The 17,098-nt window shown below is 56.4% G+C and carries 17 protein-coding genes; 5 read left to right on the top strand and 12 right to left on the bottom strand.

The window, feature by feature from the left end; genetic code table 11:
- Positions 1 to 37 precede the first annotated feature (37 nt).
- The 4 genes from K341_RS0107085 to K341_RS0107070 are packed head-to-tail and all read left to right on the top strand — an operon-like array spanning position 38 to position 3,213.
- Positions 38 to 343: a hypothetical protein gene (locus K341_RS0107085; RefSeq protein WP_009752896.1), complete on the top strand. Its 306-nt coding sequence runs from the start codon at positions 38 to 40 to the stop codon at positions 341 to 343.
- A complete protein-coding gene (locus K341_RS0107080; protein WP_026762322.1) occupies positions 340 to 1,845 on the top strand; it encodes an anthranilate synthase component I family protein in 1,506 nt (501 codons plus the stop codon). The genes K341_RS0107085 and K341_RS0107080 overlap by 4 nt, the downstream gene beginning before the upstream one ends.
- Positions 1,829 to 2,404 (top strand): anthranilate synthase component II, encoded by a 576-nt coding sequence (locus K341_RS0107075; protein WP_026762321.1) that lies wholly within the window; start codon positions 1,829 to 1,831, stop codon positions 2,402 to 2,404. The genes K341_RS0107080 and K341_RS0107075 overlap by 17 nt, the downstream gene beginning before the upstream one ends.
- The gene (locus K341_RS0107070; protein WP_026762320.1) at positions 2,401 to 3,213 is read left to right on the top strand and encodes an HAD-IIB family hydrolase; all 813 of its coding nucleotides are present in this window, start codon (positions 2,401 to 2,403) and stop codon (positions 3,211 to 3,213) included. Before K341_RS0107075 ends, K341_RS0107070 begins: the two co-directional genes overlap by 4 nt.
- A gap of 196 nt (positions 3,214 to 3,409) precedes the next feature.
- Here the strand turns inward: K341_RS0107070 and K341_RS0107065 are convergent, their stop codons facing one another.
- From K341_RS0107065 to K341_RS0107045, 5 genes are all read right to left on the bottom strand, one after another.
- The gene (locus K341_RS0107065) at positions 3,410 to 4,702 is read right to left on the bottom strand and encodes an S-layer homology domain-containing protein (RefSeq protein ID WP_009349052.1); all 1,293 of its coding nucleotides are present in this window, start codon (positions 4,700 to 4,702) and stop codon (positions 3,410 to 3,412) included.
- 276 nt (positions 4,703 to 4,978) lie between these two features.
- The gene (locus K341_RS0107060; protein ID WP_026762319.1) at positions 4,979 to 6,304 is read right to left on the bottom strand and encodes an S-layer homology domain-containing protein; all 1,326 of its coding nucleotides are present in this window, start codon (positions 6,302 to 6,304) and stop codon (positions 4,979 to 4,981) included.
- A gap of 195 nt (positions 6,305 to 6,499) precedes the next feature.
- Complete coding sequence (locus K341_RS0107055; protein WP_026762318.1) at positions 6,500 to 7,330, bottom strand: polysaccharide deacetylase family protein; 831 nt, start codon at positions 7,328 to 7,330, stop codon at positions 6,500 to 6,502.
- A gap of 130 nt (positions 7,331 to 7,460) precedes the next feature.
- Entirely contained in the window at positions 7,461 to 7,964 is a 504-nt protein-coding gene (locus K341_RS0107050; protein WP_026762317.1) for a hypothetical protein, read from the bottom strand.
- 170 nt (positions 7,965 to 8,134) lie between these two features.
- The gene (locus K341_RS0107045) at positions 8,135 to 9,571 is read right to left on the bottom strand and encodes a carbon starvation CstA family protein (RefSeq protein ID WP_026762316.1); all 1,437 of its coding nucleotides are present in this window, start codon (positions 9,569 to 9,571) and stop codon (positions 8,135 to 8,137) included.
- A 234-nt stretch (positions 9,572 to 9,805) separates the two neighbouring features.
- Here K341_RS0107045 and K341_RS0107040 point away from each other — a divergent pair, with 234 nt between their 5' ends.
- Positions 9,806 to 10,603 carry a sulfite exporter TauE/SafE family protein gene (locus tag K341_RS0107040; RefSeq protein ID WP_009752795.1) on the top strand — a complete coding sequence of 266 codons (798 nt, stop codon included), beginning with the start codon at positions 9,806 to 9,808 and terminating at the stop codon, positions 10,601 to 10,603.
- Between the two features lie 68 nt (positions 10,604 to 10,671).
- Here K341_RS0107040 and K341_RS0107035 read toward each other — a convergent pair whose 3' ends face one another.
- The 7 genes from K341_RS0107035 to K341_RS0107005 are packed head-to-tail and all read right to left on the bottom strand — an operon-like array spanning position 10,672 to position 16,859.
- Positions 10,672 to 11,976, bottom strand: a complete 1,305-nt coding sequence (locus tag K341_RS0107035; protein WP_009752857.1) for an ammonia-forming cytochrome c nitrite reductase subunit c552 — start codon at positions 11,974 to 11,976, stop codon at positions 10,672 to 10,674.
- Entirely contained in the window at positions 11,969 to 12,451 is a 483-nt protein-coding gene (locus K341_RS0107030; protein WP_009349063.1) for a cytochrome c3 family protein, read from the bottom strand. The genes K341_RS0107035 and K341_RS0107030 overlap by 8 nt, the downstream gene beginning before the upstream one ends.
- 27 nt (positions 12,452 to 12,478) lie before the next feature.
- Positions 12,479 to 14,605 carry a cytochrome c biogenesis protein CcsA gene (ccsA, locus tag K341_RS0107025; RefSeq protein ID WP_026762315.1) on the bottom strand — a complete coding sequence of 709 codons (2,127 nt, stop codon included), beginning with the start codon at positions 14,603 to 14,605 and terminating at the stop codon, positions 12,479 to 12,481.
- On the bottom strand, positions 14,602 to 14,979 hold the full coding sequence (locus tag K341_RS0107020; protein WP_009657949.1) for a cytochrome c maturation protein CcmE domain-containing protein: 378 nt from the start codon (positions 14,977 to 14,979) through the stop codon (positions 14,602 to 14,604). The genes ccsA (K341_RS0107025) and K341_RS0107020 overlap by 4 nt, the downstream gene beginning before the upstream one ends.
- Entirely contained in the window at positions 14,976 to 15,587 is a 612-nt protein-coding gene (ccsA, locus tag K341_RS0107015; RefSeq protein ID WP_009657936.1) for a cytochrome c biogenesis protein, read from the bottom strand. The genes K341_RS0107020 and ccsA (K341_RS0107015) overlap by 4 nt, the downstream gene beginning before the upstream one ends.
- 17 nt (positions 15,588 to 15,604) lie before the next feature.
- Positions 15,605 to 16,261 (bottom strand): heme exporter protein CcmB, encoded by a 657-nt coding sequence (locus tag K341_RS0107010; protein ID WP_009657953.1) that lies wholly within the window; start codon positions 16,259 to 16,261, stop codon positions 15,605 to 15,607.
- The gene (locus K341_RS0107005; protein ID WP_009438968.1) at positions 16,242 to 16,859 is read right to left on the bottom strand and encodes an ABC transporter ATP-binding protein; all 618 of its coding nucleotides are present in this window, start codon (positions 16,857 to 16,859) and stop codon (positions 16,242 to 16,244) included. The genes K341_RS0107010 and K341_RS0107005 overlap by 20 nt, the downstream gene beginning before the upstream one ends.
- Positions 16,860 to 17,098: the final 239 nt, after the last annotated feature.

Below are 17,098 nucleotides of genomic sequence, written 5' to 3'. Positions count from 1 at the left end.
AATATAATTGTAGAACGTAACGAAGGGAGCATCTTCTATGGACATGAGCGATCAGGACATCACGAATCTCGTTCGCCAAATGGCGGCTCCGCCAAAAGAGCCGACCTATACGGATGCGGACGTTGAAGAACTCGTACGGATGCACGCAGGCGGAAGGCACAAGATGCGGAGCGAGGCGGAAATCCTCGCACGCTACAATCTCGGGCGCAAGCAGTACAAGCAGCTGAAGCTCAGCCGCGAGAACAACCGCGAACAGCAGCAGATGCTCTACGCGGAGCTGAAGGTGCTCGGATGGATCCTCGGCCGGAAAGAGCGCGACGTCGTCATGGAGATCAATGGATGAAACTAACGCCGCGTAAAGAAGATTTCATATCCTACAGTAAAACTGCAAATCTCATCACCGTCTCCACGGAGCTGACGATGGATCTGGATACGCCTGTTTCCGTCTACTATAAATTGGTCGGCGAGAAAAAGGGCTACATCATGGAGTCCGTCGATACGACGCAGCAGCAGTTCGGACGCTACTCCTTCATCGGCGGCGAGCCGTTCGTGCGCGTGCAGGTCTTTGCCGATAAGCTGATCGTCAACGAGAACGGTCTGATGAAGGTCGTCGAGGGCGCGCCGCATGAAACGATGAAGACGTATGCCGCACGATTCACCCCCGCCGTTCCTGCAGGTGAAGAGCCTCTGCCGCTCGTGCACGGTGGGCTTGCGGGCTATTTCACCTATGAGACCGCCGCGACCTTTGACCGCGTGCGCGGTGTTGCGCTTGGCGGCGAGGATCTGCTCGGGCAGTTCATGATGTGCCGCTGGCTCGTTGTCTGTGATGCGCTCAAGGGAAGCGCGCATCTGCACTATCTCGCGGACATCAAGGAGGGCGACGATCCCGCAGAGCTCTACGACATGATCCGCACACGGATTGCGGAGATGCGCGTGCGCCTTGCTGCCCCCTTCTCCCCGCCCTCAGCCCCCCTTTCGAAGCGATCTTCGCCCGTAGACTTTATGGCGCGGCACGCGGCGCCGCCCGAAAAATTCCTCAAGATCATCGAGCGGGCAAAGAAGCACATCTACGCGGGTGATATTTTCCAAGTTGTCCCCTCCTACCGCTTTACGGAGAAGATCACGCGCCCCGCGTTCCTCTTCTACCGGCGGCTGCGGCAGGTCAACCCGTCGCCCTACATGTTTTACTACAATTTCGGAACGGTGAAGCTCGTCGGCGCGTCGCCCGAGATGCTGATCAAGGTCGCGGGGAGCACAGTCTATACCTACCCCATCGCGGGAACGCGGAAACGCGGGCAGACGGACGAAGAGGACGCGGCACTCGCCGCCGATCTCCGCGCAGATGAGAAGGAGTGCGCCGAACACGCGATGCTCGTCGATCTCGCACGCAACGACCTCGGGCGCATCAGCGTGCCCGGGACGGTGCGCGTACCGAAGCTCATGGCAGTCGAACGCTTCTCACATGTCTCGCATATGGTGAGCAGCGTCGTCGGTGAGATCGCGCCCGCCTATGCGCCGATGGACGTATTGCGCGCCGCATTCCCTGCCGGAACAGTCAGCGGTGCACCGAAACTGCGCGCGATGGAGATCATTCACGAACTCGAAGAATCGCCGCGCGGGTTCTACGCGGGGACGGTCGGATATATGGATTTCCGCGGCAACATGGACATGTGCATTACCCTGCGTACCATGTGCATCGAGAACGACGACACGGCGGTCATCCGCTCGGGTGCGGGCATTGTGAATGATTCCGTGCCGGAAAAGGAATATCTCGAAATTTTGCAGAAGTCCAAGGCGCTCTTTCAGGTGGTAGAGGAGGTGGAGAACAATGCTGCTTTTGCTTGACAACTACGACTCCTTCACCTACAACGTCTACCAGCTGCTCAGAAATATCGGTGCCGACATCGAGGTCGTCCGCAACGACATGATTTCGCCGGACGAAATTTGCGCGCGCGGCTGCAGCGGCATCATCATCTCCCCGGGACCCGGACTGCCGCAGGATGCGGGCATCACTGAGGAAGTCATACGGACACTCGGCGGCGCGCTCCCCATCCTCGGCGTCTGCCTCGGGCATCAGGCGATCGGCGAGGTATTCGGCGGGCGTGTTGTGCGCGCAGCGGAGATCGTGCACGGGAAGTCCTCCCCCATCCGCCACTGCGGCACAGGGCTGTACCGCGATATACCACAGGAAACGACCGTTGCACGCTACCACTCTCTCATCATTGATCGCACCTCATTACCGGATGCACTTGAGATCACAAGCGAGCTGGCGGACGGAACGATCATGGGTGTACGTCACAAGACGCTCCCCATCGAGGGCATCCAATTTCACCCCGAGTCGATCCTGACGCCCGACGGGCGAAAAATGATGGAAAATTATCTAAAGGAAATCCATGCGCTATGAATGAAAAAAGATACGATGATATCCTCCTGATCAGCGACCTCGACGGTACGATCATCCCGCGCTATGAGATCATCTCAGAAGAAAATCTGCGCGCCATCAACGAGTTCACCGCGCGCGGCGGTGCATTTTCCCCCGCGACAGGGCGCACGCCCGGTTCCGCACTCCCCTACCTTGAGGGCATCACCGTGAATGCGCCCGCCATCTTCTTCAACGGCGCAATGCTGAAGGATTTGAAGGAAGACAAGGTGCTCGAGATGCGCACACTCGACGGAGATATTTGGCGTGACTTCGCCGCGCGTGTGCTCTACCAGTTCCCGCGTGCCTGTGTCGAGGTCTACACCACAGAGGACTGCATCGTCATCAGCCCGGAGGAAAACGACGATCCGCGTCTGGACGGCGAATTCTACAACGTAAAGCACTGCACACTGCGTGACGTGGAGGAGGAAACATGGCTCAAGTTCTTCATCAACGATGCTCCCGTCAATCTAACCTTTGTCGAACGGCTTGCAAAGGAACTCGGCATTGATCAGATCTCGACCTCGTTCTACTCCGAGGCGAACTATCTGGAATACGTCGCGCCGCATACGTCCAAAGGCGACATGGCGGAGGTTCTGCGTGCCATGCCCGCCTATGCCGGACGCCGCGTCGTTGCGTGCGGCGACTACGGGAACGACGCCGTTCTCCTGCGCATGGCAGACATCGGCATCGCGCCCGCCGACGCCTCCGAAGAGGCAAAATCCGCTGCCGACCGTGTCGGCGTCCCGTGCAGCGAAAACCTCATCGCATGGGTACTGAAGGAAATTCTTTGAAGATGGATGGTCAATCGGAAACTTCCGTTAACGGTATGTTGAACATTGCACAAGAACACGGAAAAGCCGACCAAAATAAAGTACGGTAAAATATGCGGCGTCAATAAGAACACAAAAAAAGAGTGCCGATTGGCACTCTTTTTTTGATCCTATCCCCGGACGGGACAGTGATAATTTACTTGCACAGCAAGCAGTCTTAGAAGAAGAAGCTGACGCGACCGTAGAGCGTCTGAACCTTGTTGTCCGTCTTAAGCTCTTTGCCGTTGAAATACTGTGCCTGCATCAGAACATTCTTGAACGGAATATAGCCGAGACCGAGATCAATTCCCTTTGCACCGTTCGTGGTCACAGAGGTTAGCTGATCTGTCGAGAAGGTCGGTGCAAGGCCTACGTTCGCACCGATATGGCGATACGCCACATAAGCGCCCCACGACCCCATGTTGCTCTTGTCTGCGCCTTTGTAGTCGAACTGGAAGCTCATACCCTTCTTCAGTTCGTCCGCCTTCGTGTTGTTTGCATAGGCAGCGCTGAGTGCAGTATTCTTATCAAATGCGTACTTTGCGCCAACCGACCAGATATCGGCCTTGTCCTGCGGCGCGCCGTTCTTATTGTAAAGGGCTGCGCTCTTGAATGCCTCGCTGGAGAAATGACGATAGGCGACGCCGCTCTGCACGAGCTTGCCGGAGCGGTAGCCGAGTTCGATGCCCTGATAGTTGGCGGCTTTGTCCGTCGCTGCAGCAATATTCTTATTGGCATCGTCAAGGTTCCAGCGGCCCGCTTCTGCAAGTACAGACCACTTGTCACCATAGGAGACCTGTGCACCCGAGAAGAAATCATCGATAACGATCCCCTGATCGGCATTCGAGGAGACCGGCATCTTACCGAGCTGGACATGGAACTTGCCGTAGTCGCCGTCCGCATACGCATAGGTAAGGACGACATTGTCGCTCTCATCCGTCTTCATATTACTCGAAGCCGTCAGACGCGCTTTGACATGCCAATGATCGTTGATCTCCGCCGTCGGGAAGAGGCGCAACTGGAGCTGATCCTTGTTTGCTTTTTGAGCGACCTTTGTGTCGTTCTTGTGGTCGTTACGACGGCTCCAATAACGATAACGCAGTTCGCCCGTCCACTTCACCATATCCGCGTTGCGCTCGAGGTTGGAGACGCGAACGCCGAGGTTGTTGAGCTCGTCTGCGAACTCGGCGGCAAGGCGGTCGACGAGTGCGCGATCCGATGCGGACATATCCCCCTTTGCCATTGCCTTTGCAACCATCTGCGCCATCTCATAGCGCGTGATGTTGCGGTCACCGCGGAACGTACCGTCACCGTAGCCCTCGACAACGCCGTCCGCTGCGAGCTGCGTCACGGCGTCATATGCCCAGTGGTCACGGGGCACGTCGGAGAAGGGGTTCGCCGCCGCGAACGTGGTCGATGCCGCGCCGATCGTGAGCGCTGCCGCGAGAGCTGCTGCCAGAGTCTTCTTCATGGTAATTCCTCCTTGCGGGATGTTCCCGCCATCAAAGAATAATCTTGATCCGATACAGGAGGATGGAGTATCCTTGTTTCCTCACATCAAAACTCCTATACCAAGATTCAACGCGGCTATTATATCATATGAATCTGATATTTGCAAAGCTTAAATTTTATTGTTGTAAAGTTATTGAGAAAGTCGAAAATTATTAAATATAGTTTTTCCCATAAGAAAAAGTCCACGGCACCGTTCTGATGCCATGGACTTTCTTCTATAGCCGCAGGAAGTAATTTAGAAGAGGAACTCTACGCGCCCGAAGAGGTTCTGCGCTTTATCGTCACTGCCTGCCGGTACATACATATCCTTGCCGTTGAAGTACTTTGCCTTCAAAACGACATTCTTGAACGGAACGTAGTCGAATCCGACCTCAATTCCCTTTTGGTTGTAACCTGCACCGTCTGTCGTCGGAGCGATCGCCGCAAAAGCGCCGAGTTTACGGTACGCGACATACGCGCCCCATGACCCTTTATCGGAAGCCTTTGCTCCCTTATAGTCGTACTCGACCGTATAAGCGTTGTCAAAGTTGTCCGCCTTTGCGTTGTTCGCATAGGATCCACCAAGGGCACTATTCTTATCGAAACGATACCCGGCAAAGACGCGCCAAATGTTCGCATCCTTAGCATCATTGCCGTCTTTTTTATAGGGATGCCCCGGTATAACGGCACCTTTGAAGTTTTCGGAGCCGAGATGGAAATAACCGGCACCAAACGACCACTTACTGCTCATGTACTTAAGGTCGATCGACTGATAGTTCGAGGTATCCCCGCTGGCAAACGGATTTATGGTACCATTGTACTTATTTCCTCCGAAAGCGTACCGGCCTGCCTGTACGGTTGCCTGCAGCTTATTGCCGAACGTAACCTCTGCGCCAGAGAATTTTGCGCCTTCATCGGTAAGGAGGTTGCCGGATCCCGGATGCACCTTACTCTCAGGAGAGGAAAGCCCGATCTTACCGAGTTTTACCTGGAAGTTCGTATAGTCGCCCTGTGCATAAGCACGCTTCAGTGTGACCGTATCGCTGCCATTTGTCCCGGAATCGTTCTTCATGTTGGTCGTCGCATCAAGACGTGCCTTCACATGCCAATGGCTGTTGACCTCAGCGGACGGCTCGAGACGGAACAGAAGTGCATCATTATTCACTTTGCTGTGTGTCACATCGTGGCGATTGCTGGTATAGGTGTAACGAAGTTTGCCGTTCCATTTCACCATATCCGCGTTGCGCTCGAGGTTGGAGACACGGACACCGAGGTTGTTAAGCTCATCTGCAAACTCAGCGGCAAGACGGTCAACAAGCGCACGATCCGATGCGGACATATCGCCCTTCGCCATCGCCTTTGCGACCATCTGCGCCATCTCGTAGCGCGTGATGTTGCGGTCACCGCGGAACGTGCCGTCACCATAGCCCTCGACAACGCCGTCTGCCGCGAGCTGCGTCACAGCGTCGTATGCCCAATGATCACGAGGCACGTCGGAGAAGGGGTTCGCCGCTGCGAACGTGGTCGATGCCGCGCCGATCGTGAGCGCCGCCGCGAGAGCTGCTGCCAGAGTCTTCTTCATGGTAATTCCTCCTTGCGGGATGTTCCCGCCATCAAAGAATAATCTTGATCCGATACAGGAGGACGAGTATCCGTGTTCCCTCGTATGCAGCTCCTCATATCGGTTCAACGCGGTTATTATAACATAATGTCATATTTTTTAGAAGTCTTTTTCATAATTTTATATCTTTATTTTGAATATCGGGAATTATTCTCATTAATTCCTCACCCATCCGTACTGTGTGATATTCGACGTATAGCGCAGACGATCGGTAAAGTCTTTGTTGGTATTGGCGGTGCGGAAGATAGGGACACGCTCCATGGCAAAGACGTTGCTGTTCCGATCGACGTTGCTGTATTTGACGGTAAATCCGCCTTTATACCCTGCCTCCTGTGCGATCTGCGCGATGTGGAGGTCGTGGACGCCCGTGGGGTAGGCAATAAATTCGATGGGATGTCCGAGTTCGCGTTCGGCATGTTTTTTAGATTCGATGAGTTCCTCTCGGATGCGGTCGTCAGAGAGTTCGGGCAGCGGCGCGTGTGTGACGGTATGGGACTCTATGGTGATGCCGTGCTGTTCCATTTCACGGAGCTGATCCCATGTGAGGTATCCTTTGCGTTTGCTGAGGAATCCGGTGACAACGAAGATGGTGGCTTTGAGATTGTATTTTTTGAGGATAGGATAGGCAGTCGTGTAGTTATCGACGTAGCCGTCGTCGAACGTGATGAGGACGGGACGTTCGGGGAGTTTTCCCGTGCCCGCGAGGGAGTCATAGAGTTCGTCCGGGGTGATGGTATGATAGCCATGGTCGACAAGATATTTCATCTGCCAATCAAAGTCCTCCGGCTCGACAGCGAGCGAGATGAACATGGAGTTGACCATATGGTAGTTGAGAACGAGCACCTGTGTATCATCCGCGGCGGGCATCGGCACGGGTTCGGATTTATCCTGCGGTTTTGCAAGGAGGAGCAGTGCGCCAAGGAGGATAGCAAGGACGGCAATGATCGTCCAAAATTGCCGTCCGCCGATGAGTTTGTTCAAATCCATGCCGTTCCTCCTTTGCCGGTGTTTATTGTACTGAGATTTGAGAGAGAAATCAATAGGGCTGCATCATAGGATTCTGTGCATAGAAAAAGGGACTCGCTGCAGTCCCTTCCCAATGTCAGGTGATAATCGATTATTCTTTTGCCCAGACGACTGCCATGAGATCCTCATAGACGGTCTCGAGCTGTTGTACGAGGATCGGGAGAAGCGTCTGAATCATGCGGCTGTCAAAGGTCTCGTCAACGAATGGCACACAGATGTCGAGGTAGATGTTGCCGTCCTCACGGAGATAGTATTTGAAGATCTTGTATTCTGCGTTGAGTACGTTGAGATGATCCTTGATGCGCTCGATATTCTTCGCGTTGATGCCCGTTGCAACCTGCGTGCGAATGATGGTAAAGATACTGTCGTCGATGAAGATCGCCATCGGCATGATCTGCCCCTTCGCCTCGATGCGCGAACGGAAAATCGTGGTATGAAACTCGTCGGCAAGGGTCTGCGACTCGAAGAAGTTGATGTCGTTCTCCTTGAGGAATTTTTGGAACTTCTCCGCCTTTGCGCCGCCCTCATGGACGTCCGCGCCTGCTGCACTCTGCTGTACTTTTTTCTGCAAATCCTTCTCTTCGCTGCTTGCCATGTAAATTTTGCCTCCTTATTGCTGCGTGAACAGATTCGTATTCTGTCCTAAGACGAAGTTATTGTAGCATAAATAGAAATATTTGTCATCTATTGTATTCCATACGTGCGATAGAAAAGACGCCCATGGTATCCAAACATGGGCGCCTCTGTATTTTTAAGAAATGTTGTTCATGCAGTTCTCTTGCGCAGGATAAATGCACGGAAGAAGAGCGCGGTAAAGAGTACGGCAAAGCCGATGCCGGCAGGATAGGTGATATTGGTCGGCAGTCCAAAGCCCTCGGGCGCCTGCAGGATGTACGTCGTCGTGACCGCTGACATGAAGATAGCGGGCAGCATGGCGATGATGTAGGCGTAGGAGCCGGGTTTGTGCAGATAGAGATATGCCGTGCCCGTCCAAAGCGTAATCATGGCGAGGGTCTGGTTTGCCCACGAGAAGTATCTCCAAATGATGGAAAAATCCATCTGCGAGAGGATAAGACCGATGCCGAGCATGGGAACGGCGATCATGAGACGCTTCGACGCCTCTTTTTGCGGGATATCCAACCAGTCGGCGAGGGTCAGCCGCGCGGAGCGGAACGCGGTGTCGCCCGAGGTGATGGGACACGCGATGACGCCAAGCATGGCAAGGATCGCACCGATGCTCACGCCGCCGAATCCGATCGCGCCCATGAATCCGACGCAGATGTCATAGACAACGCCGCCGGGTCCTGCCTCTTTGAGTGCGGCACCAAGTCCCGCTGTACTATCGTAGAAGGTGACGCCTGCGGCCGCCCAACAAAGCGCGATGATACCCTCGGCGACCATCGCGCCGTAGAATACGGGACGCCCCATCTTTTCATCCTTCAGGCAGCGCGCCATGATCGGAGACTGTGTGGCATGGAATCCGGAGACTGCGCCGCATGCAACGGTAATGAAGAGCAGCGGCCAGATGGGCAGATTTTTCGGATGGAGGTTCTCAAGCGTCATCTCGGGCATGGTATGTCCGCCGACGCCGAAGAGCATTCCGCCCATGATGCCGAGCGCCATGACAATCAAACAGATGCCGAAGAGCGGATAAAAACGCGCGATGATCTGATCGATCGGCAGAAGCGTCGCGAGCGTGTAGTAGATGAAAATAACCGCGAGCCACAGGAGCATCTCAAGCCCCGTAAGTTTTGCAAGGAGCATCGCGGGGCCGGTCATAAAGACGACGCCGACGAGGACGAGCAGGACGATGGAGAATACGCGCATAACCTGGAGCATGATGTGCCCCAAATTTTTCCCGACAATCTCCGAGATGCTCTTACCGTCCTCACGGAACGATATCATACCGGAGAGGAAGTCGTGGACGCCGCCCGCAAAAATCGTACCGAAGACGATCCACAGATAGACGCTCGGTCCCCACAGTGCGCCCGCGAGTGCGCCGAAGATGGGGCCCAGTCCTGCGATGTTGAGCAGCTGAATGAGGAATACCTTCCACGTTGGGAGTGGAATGTAGTCCACGCCGTCCTCCAACCGAACGGCAGGTGCGGTCTCGCCCGTACGGCCGAATACTTTGTCTACGAGTGCGCCGTAGACAAGATAGCCGATGATGAGTGTTGCGAGCGCGCCAAGAAATGTAACCATTGCTTGTCACTTCTTTCTTTTAAGAATACACGAAGATATGCAAACGGACTTTCCGGCAAATTCTCCTCCCGCCTCCTTTCTTCTGCGATTTTTGAAGAAGCACGCTGAATGAAAATACATATCAATACGAAATCGACTCCTTCCGCTTTATTTTATCATAAGAAAGTCCTCTTGTCTAACGATTCCTATGTGCTATAATGGTCAATAGCATCAATGTTTTGGGAGGGTTTTCTTATGGGGATTGATATTCTGCTCTTTCTTATCCTCGGGGTATTTGTCGGGACGTTCGGGACGCTTGTCGGCATCGGCGGGGGCCTCATCTGTGTGCCGATTTTCATCTTTTTCCTGTCGGACGGGGGGATCTATCCGTATTTTCACACGGCAGCACAAATTACAGGAACGTCGCTCGTGATCGTCCTTGCGAATGCGCTCTCAGGAACGGCAGCGTATATACGGCAAAAGAGGGTCTACTTCCCTGCCGCCGTGCCGTTTGCTCTTGCAACACTCCCCGGTGCCTTCCTCGGCTCGTACATTGTGGACGATTTTACGGGGCCGATGCTCTACGTTTCATTCGGAGCGTTCCTGCTCATCATGGCGTGCATGATGTATTGGAATGCGACGCACAAGACGCATGTGGATGTGCATGAGCTGCCTGCCAATTTTACCTTCAATCGCTCGCTTGGTATCGGTTCAAGTCTTGGCGTTGGATTCCTATCAAGTATTTTTGGCATCGGCGGCGGCGTGATTCATGTGCCGCTGATGGTCTATCTGCTGAATTTCCCCGTGCACGCGGCGACGGCAACTTCGCATTTCGTCCTTGCCGCCTCCGCTGCATTCGGTGTGATCAGTCATGTGTGGCTCGGTCATGTAATTTGGACGCCCGCCATATGCATCTCGATCGGTGCGGCAGTCGGTGCGCAGATTGGCGCGGCGCTCTCGCGGAAGGCAAAGTCCAAGATGATTCTCACCCTGCTTGCCGCCGCAATGTTCGCGCTCGGGCTGCGGCTCATTTGGATGAGCGGCATGATTTGAGTGAGATGATTTGACCGCACAAAAAAAGAATCGCCGAAGCGATTCTTTTTTTGTGCCTTAAACTGCTCTCAGAGTGGTTGGAATCCGTAGCGTGCGGCTTCTGCCGACTCGATCGCCTGATGGGCGAGATCGATGGCGAGACCTGCGGTACGCGTCATCTTGTCCGGGTTGTGGAAGCCGACACCGTTCTCTGCTGCGACCCAATCCCAGTACCACTGTGCTTCGCGTACTTTTGCCCGTGCATCCTCAAGCGCAGCGTCGGGAACACCCGCTTCCATCGCGGCTTTGATCGTGAGATGTGCCTTTGCGACGGTCTGTCCCGCGATGCGCTGGAGCCGGAACGTGTTGTCGTGAATGGTCTTGACACGCGCGACGAGCGTCTCTTCGCTCTCGTCGTGACACTTGAGACAGGACTCCTTCGTCGTCTTGAGCGGACTCGTCATCCAGTGCGAAGTGTACTTCTTGCCGTCGTCACGCATATACGGCATATGGCAGTCCACGCAAGTGACGCCCGCGTCCGCATGAACGCTCGTTGCCCACGACTCGAAGTCCGGATGCTGCGCCTTAAGCATCATCGTCTTGGAGTCCGGATGCAGCCAGTCGCCCTTGAATCCGCCCGCTTGCCCCGACTGATAGTAGCGGTACTCGTCCTCGGCATCAAAACCGTTCTCATAGGGATGCGCCACGCGGCCGTCCTCAGCCGTGAAGTAATACTCCGTATGGCACTGTCCGCAAACGTAGGCGCGCATCTCGTTGTGGCTCGCGGCGTTCACGTCGATGCCGCGCCGTGCCATGGACTCGATGAATCCCTGCTGATAGACGCGCAGCTCCATCGTGTCAGGATCGTGGCAGGTCGAGCATCCGAACCACTGATCGTCCGAGATATTCTCCGCAACTTCCATGAACGGCTTGGAGGCAAACGCCCAGCCGTCCTCCTTGAAGCAGACGTCATACATATAGGAGCCCTTGCAGACGATACAGCTGCCCTTCTGCCCCGGCAGACGCTTCGTATGCAGGAGGTCGTAGCCCGCATAGGTATGACCGCGGTCGTCGTCATACTGGATGGAGAATTTATATCCCTTAAAATTCTCCAGCATCTCGGGCTGATGTTCGAGATGCGAGTTCCCTTCCATGCTGCCGCCGTATCCTGTGGGCGACGGAGACTCGATGTTGTTCTTCATGAACGAGTTGTACTGCAGCGGGTAGGCATCCTTGTACGCCTCTTTGCCAATCTGCGCGTTGTTCTCCTTGGAAATTTGGACGAGTTTCATACTCGCATCGTTCGGCTGCGCGCCGATACGAACGGCAACGAATCCAAAGAACAGGGCGCAGACGCCGGCAACCCCCGCGATGATTTTCTGTTTGCTACTCAACTCTTATCCCTCCTTCCAAAGGATTGGAACCATGCGCAATGCTGCTGTGACACTTCGTACAGGTCGCACTGCCGTCTTTGCCCTTGTCCACACATACGGCGCTCATGGTTGCGGTATGGCAGCGCAGGCAGTTGTCATTCACGATGTCCCGACCGTGATCCGAGATCTTAATGTGGACGGGATAATCGTCGAGCACCTGATGGAGCGTGTCGTGCATCCCCGTCTTTCCTTTTTCAAAGTAGTAGACGACGACGTTGTCGTGCGGCAGATGACACTCCACACAGGCAATCTTTTGGTGCGAGGACACGGCGTGCGTCGCGGACTCATGCTGCATCGCATGACACATGCCGCAGAATGCGGGCGATGCCGACGCTTTGTCCATGAGCATCCCGCCGGCAACGACAATGAGCGCCAGTACAAATCCGCCGCCGATGCAGCGCAGCGTGTGCCGTTCCAAAAGCTGCTTTAGATTCATGTTTCCTTCCTCCCTTCTGAAATATTCCTAAAACTCACGTTCTGATCCACCTCCTTTGCCCTGCGGCATCCGCCGTGCCGCTGTAAGTCCGCCGAGAACGACGAGAACGCAGGCGAGCCAGAGGAGCGATATTCCGGGCTTCGTGCTGACCGATGCGGCAACCGGCAGCGCCGCTTCCTCATCCACAGAGGGCAGGAGTTCGAGACGGATATCACGATCGTCTCCCGAGACCCCCGTGAGGCGGATCCGGAACTTTCCGCCCATGACCTCCACGGGCTGCGAGGTGCCGCCGCGCTCCGTGGCAAGGATGCTCGGCTGCGCCGTCTCGACCGTCTCGCCGTCCGTCACGGCGACATCCGCCGTGACGAGCGTCTTGCCGCCGCCCTGCGGCTCATAGGCGATGTTCTCAAATCGGAAGGCATAGTCGTCCACACCCATCGCGGTCTGATTGTGGTGCAGGATCATCTCGCCGCGCTCCGCCGAGGTCGGCGTCGGCGCGATATAGATGTCACCGAGGAGCGTCCGCGCGATCGCCGGCTCTCTCGCCGCATCCTCGCCGTTCGCACGGAGCTTTGTCACCGCTTCGCACGCCGCGCCGTCCACCTCATAGCGGTAGGACTTTTCCTTGCCGCTCTCCGCGAACGCCTGCCCGCGATAGACGACTGTGTGTCCGTAGAGTTCCTGCGGCTCATCGGGCGTAAGCGTCACGGTCGTCGTTTGACTGCCGCTGCCCGAAAGGACGAAGGCGAGGAGCGCAAGCCCCGCCCCCGCATGGGCGAGGAGACCGCCGCCTCCGAGTCGGCGACTTAGAAACGCCGCAACCGCCGCCGCCGCGGCAAAGCTCCCGAACGCGGCGAGGAAGATCGGCGCAATCTCCGTAACGCCCGCAAGTCCCGCGGCAATGCCGCCGAGCACGGTAACGCCGAAGATCCAAACGGGTCGAACGACACGCCCCTCCGCATGAGGAAGCAGAACCCCAAATCCCATGAGCAGCGCGAGCACGACCGCGATCGGCAGCGACGTCCGCACATAGTAGCTCGTATCCACCGCCGCGCTCTCGCCGATCAGTCCCGAGATGAGCGGCATCGACATGCCGAAGAATACGACCGCCGTGATGAATACGATGAGCAGCATCCCGAGGAGTGTGAAGAACGCACGGCTCTTGTGCGTTCCGTAGACATCGCCCTTCGGCAGGCGCTCAATCCGCGCGGCGAGAATCCCCAGTCCCGCGAGGAGCACAAGCCCGTTGGCAATGGCGATGTAGAACCCGATGTCAGAGCCTGCAAACGAGTGCACGGAGAAATCGCCGAGGATGCCGCTGCGCGTGAGGAACGTGCCGTAGAGCACGAACGCGTAGGAGAATATCGCCGCGAGGTGGACGAGGTAGTATGCGCCCCGCCGCGCACGGGCCACAGAGATCAGATGAATGAGTACACAGGAGAGCAGCCACGGCACGAGGGAGGAGTTCTCCACGGGATCCCAGCCCCAGTAGCCGCCCCAGCCGAGCACCTTGTACGCCCAGTAGCCGCCGATGAAGATGCCTGCGCCGAGGAACGCCCATGCAACGAGCGCCCAGCGGCGCATCGGCGCAAGGAACTTGCCGTCTAAAGGCGCCGCGATCATGCTCTCAAGCGCGTAGGCAAACGGCACGGCGAGCAGCGCGTAGCCCATGAAGATGATCGGCGGGTGCACTGCCATCCATGGGTCTTGCAGCAGCGGGTTCATCCCGTTGCCGTCCGGCACGATCGTCTCCGCATACGCGAAGGGGCTTTTGATCAAAACGAGGAACACAAGGAGCGCCGTGAGCAACTGATAGACGATGCGTCCCGCCCGCCCCATCGCACTGCGGCGCACAAGCAGTGCGCCGACGAGCGCATGAATGACAAGCCATAGGAGAAACGATCCCTGCTGTCCAGCCCAAAAGGCCGAGATTTTATAGAGCAGCGGCAGCTCGATAGACGAGTAGCTAACGACGTAGGCATAGCCGAAGTCATCCGTGAGGATCGCGGCAAAGAGCGCTGCCGCCGCCCCGAGCGACGCGACCCCCGCCAGATAGGCACAAATATCGCCCTCGCTCCGTTTCTCCTGCAGCTCGCAGACCACAGCGCCGAGGGAGAAAAGGAGAACAGCGCCGAGAAAGACGGTTCCGATCATACGGTGACCTTGCCCTTCTGCGACTCGTACTTCGACGGGCATTTGATGAGAAGTTTATCCGCGTTGAACGTACCGTCCGCATATTTGCCGACGGCGACGATATGATACGCCTCGTCGAAAGTGTCGGGCTTGATGCCCTTGTAGCGAACGAGCATCGTCTCGCCGGTATCCTCGTCGGCGATGGAGAACACAAACGCGTCATCCTCCATATGTGCCGCAACCGATTTATCCGGCAGCCCCTTGACCTGCACGCTGCGCGTTGCCGCCCGCGCCTGCGCGATACCGACATAGGGGGTCACGGAGTCCGCGAAGAAATAGCCCGCATATCCGATAAAAGCAAGAATTAATCCGATAAAGAGATAGGTGCGTTTCATGTGAGCCTCCGTTTCATCAGCCAAACGTAAACGAGGGTTGCGTCGAGCAGGGAGAGCAAGAGCGTCCCCAGCATGACGGTATCCATATCAAGCCGTCCCGCGCCGTTGATGACGGGCGACGGATGCAGCGAGAAGAACATGCGCGGCAGGATAAAGACGAGGAACGGAACGGAGATAAAGGAAAAGAGTGCATAGACCGCCGACGCGGACGCCCGTGCGCGCTCATCGCGCATGGTCATGCGCAGCGTCGCATACGCGCCGTAGATGAGGAGCAGGACAAAGATGGTTGTCTGCCGCGGATCCCAGTTCCAATATGCCCCCCATGTAAGTTTTGAAAAAATCGCTCCGCTCCCCGTCGCGAGCAGCGTAAAGACGAGACCAAGCACCGCCGAGCGTGCGCTCGCCGCATCGTGCGCGAGATCGCGTGTCCGCAGATAGCGACCGCCGCGATACGCCGCGTAAAAGAACGCGATGACCGAGACCCACGCCACGGGAATGTGAAAGAACGCGATGCGCACATATTCTCCGAGCCCCTCGGCAGGAGGAACGACAAAAAATATCGTGTAAAGCGCCGCGAGTGTCAAAACACCGATTGCGCCGAGCAACATACGGTTCTCCTCCTTCCTCACGACTCGATCCACAGAGCATCAAACAGGATCGACGCCCCTACCGTAAGCGCCAAATCATAAAGTAAAATCCCGCCGAACAGCGATGTCTCAGTCGATCCCGCCGTGACCGCAATCGCTGGCAGGAGGATCGGCAGCATCGACGGCAGCAGCAGCACGGGGACGAGTCCTCCGCGTACGCTGGCAGACGACGCGACTGCCGCAAGCAATGTATCCGCCGCCGCCATCCCCCAAAGTGCGAGAATGAGAACAACGAGAAACGCTGCATCGAGCATGAACATCGCGTCCATCAGAACAATGACCAGCGGCATCACAAGGACAGATAGAACGAGCAGCGTGATAAGATGCGCCGCCATCTTTCCAAACAGCACCGCCTGTGCCGGAACGTAGATCCGCAGGAAGAGCAGCGTTCCCGCCGCCGCTTCCTCCGCAAAGAGCCGTTCCCCCTGCAGTGTCGCCGCGAAGAAGAGCACGATCCAGTAGAGCGTCGCCGCCTGCCGCGCATCCGGCATATCCCCCGCAAGCGACATACTCATGAACGCAATCACGGTCAGCGCGAACATCCCCATCGTCACATAGCCGGCGCGGTGGCGCACACCGTCGAGGAGTTCCTTATAGGCGACGCGGCACGCCGCATCAAAGCTCGATGCACGCATCTGCTGCCTCCTTCTCCTCGCGGTCATTCGTCGCCCAGAGAACGAGCCGTCCGCGCTCCGTTGCCCGCCGTACCTCGGCGCCGAGCAGTGCGCGTCCCGCGTCGTCGAGCGCGAGCCCCGGCTCATCAAGCAGCCACACCGCGGCGTCACTGCCGAAGAGTACGGCGAGCCGCACACGCTGGCGCATCCCCGTCGAGAGCTGCCCCGCCGTGCGCGGCAAAATGTCCGGGGAAAGCCCGACACGCTCCAAGAGCTCGTGTAATACCTCTTCTTCATGTGGCACGCCGCGCACCCCGAGCAGGAACGAAAGATTCTCCCGCACCGTGAGACGCGTGTAGAGTTCCATCTCCGGCGTTGCCATGCCGAGCATCGCGCGGTACGCCGCCCCGCGCACCGCCACGCCGTCACGGAGCGTTGTCACCGTCCCGGACGTCGGGAGCATGAGCCGTGCCGCGAGACGAAGCAGCGTCGATTTCCCGCTGCCGTTCGCTCCCGCAACCGCTGTGATCTGCCCGCCGCGAACGACGCAGGTCAGATTGCCTAATACCTGTCGACCGTCAAATACCTGACCAACTCCCTCGAATCGGATCTCAATCATGATCTATTCCTTCCATAACTTTAATTTATTCTAGCACATTTTTGAAAAAAAAATGAAATACTTCTTTTATATAGTTTACTTCTATAGTTGTAGACTATATTAATATTGAACATCATTCATGAATAAAGAAATCGCATGAGGAATTTCTATACCGTATGAAAAGGTTTCCTATAGAGAAAAACCGGGCTGCCGTACTTACATTTTATATGCAAGTACGGCAGCCCGGTTTTTATTGAACA

Origin of the sequence: Centipeda artemidis DSM 19719, from assembly GCF_000426665.1 — a bacterium.
Taxonomy (GTDB): domain Bacteria; phylum Bacillota; class Negativicutes; order Selenomonadales; family Selenomonadaceae; genus Centipeda; species Centipeda artemidis.
This window is presented reverse-complemented; position numbering and strand designations above follow the sequence as displayed.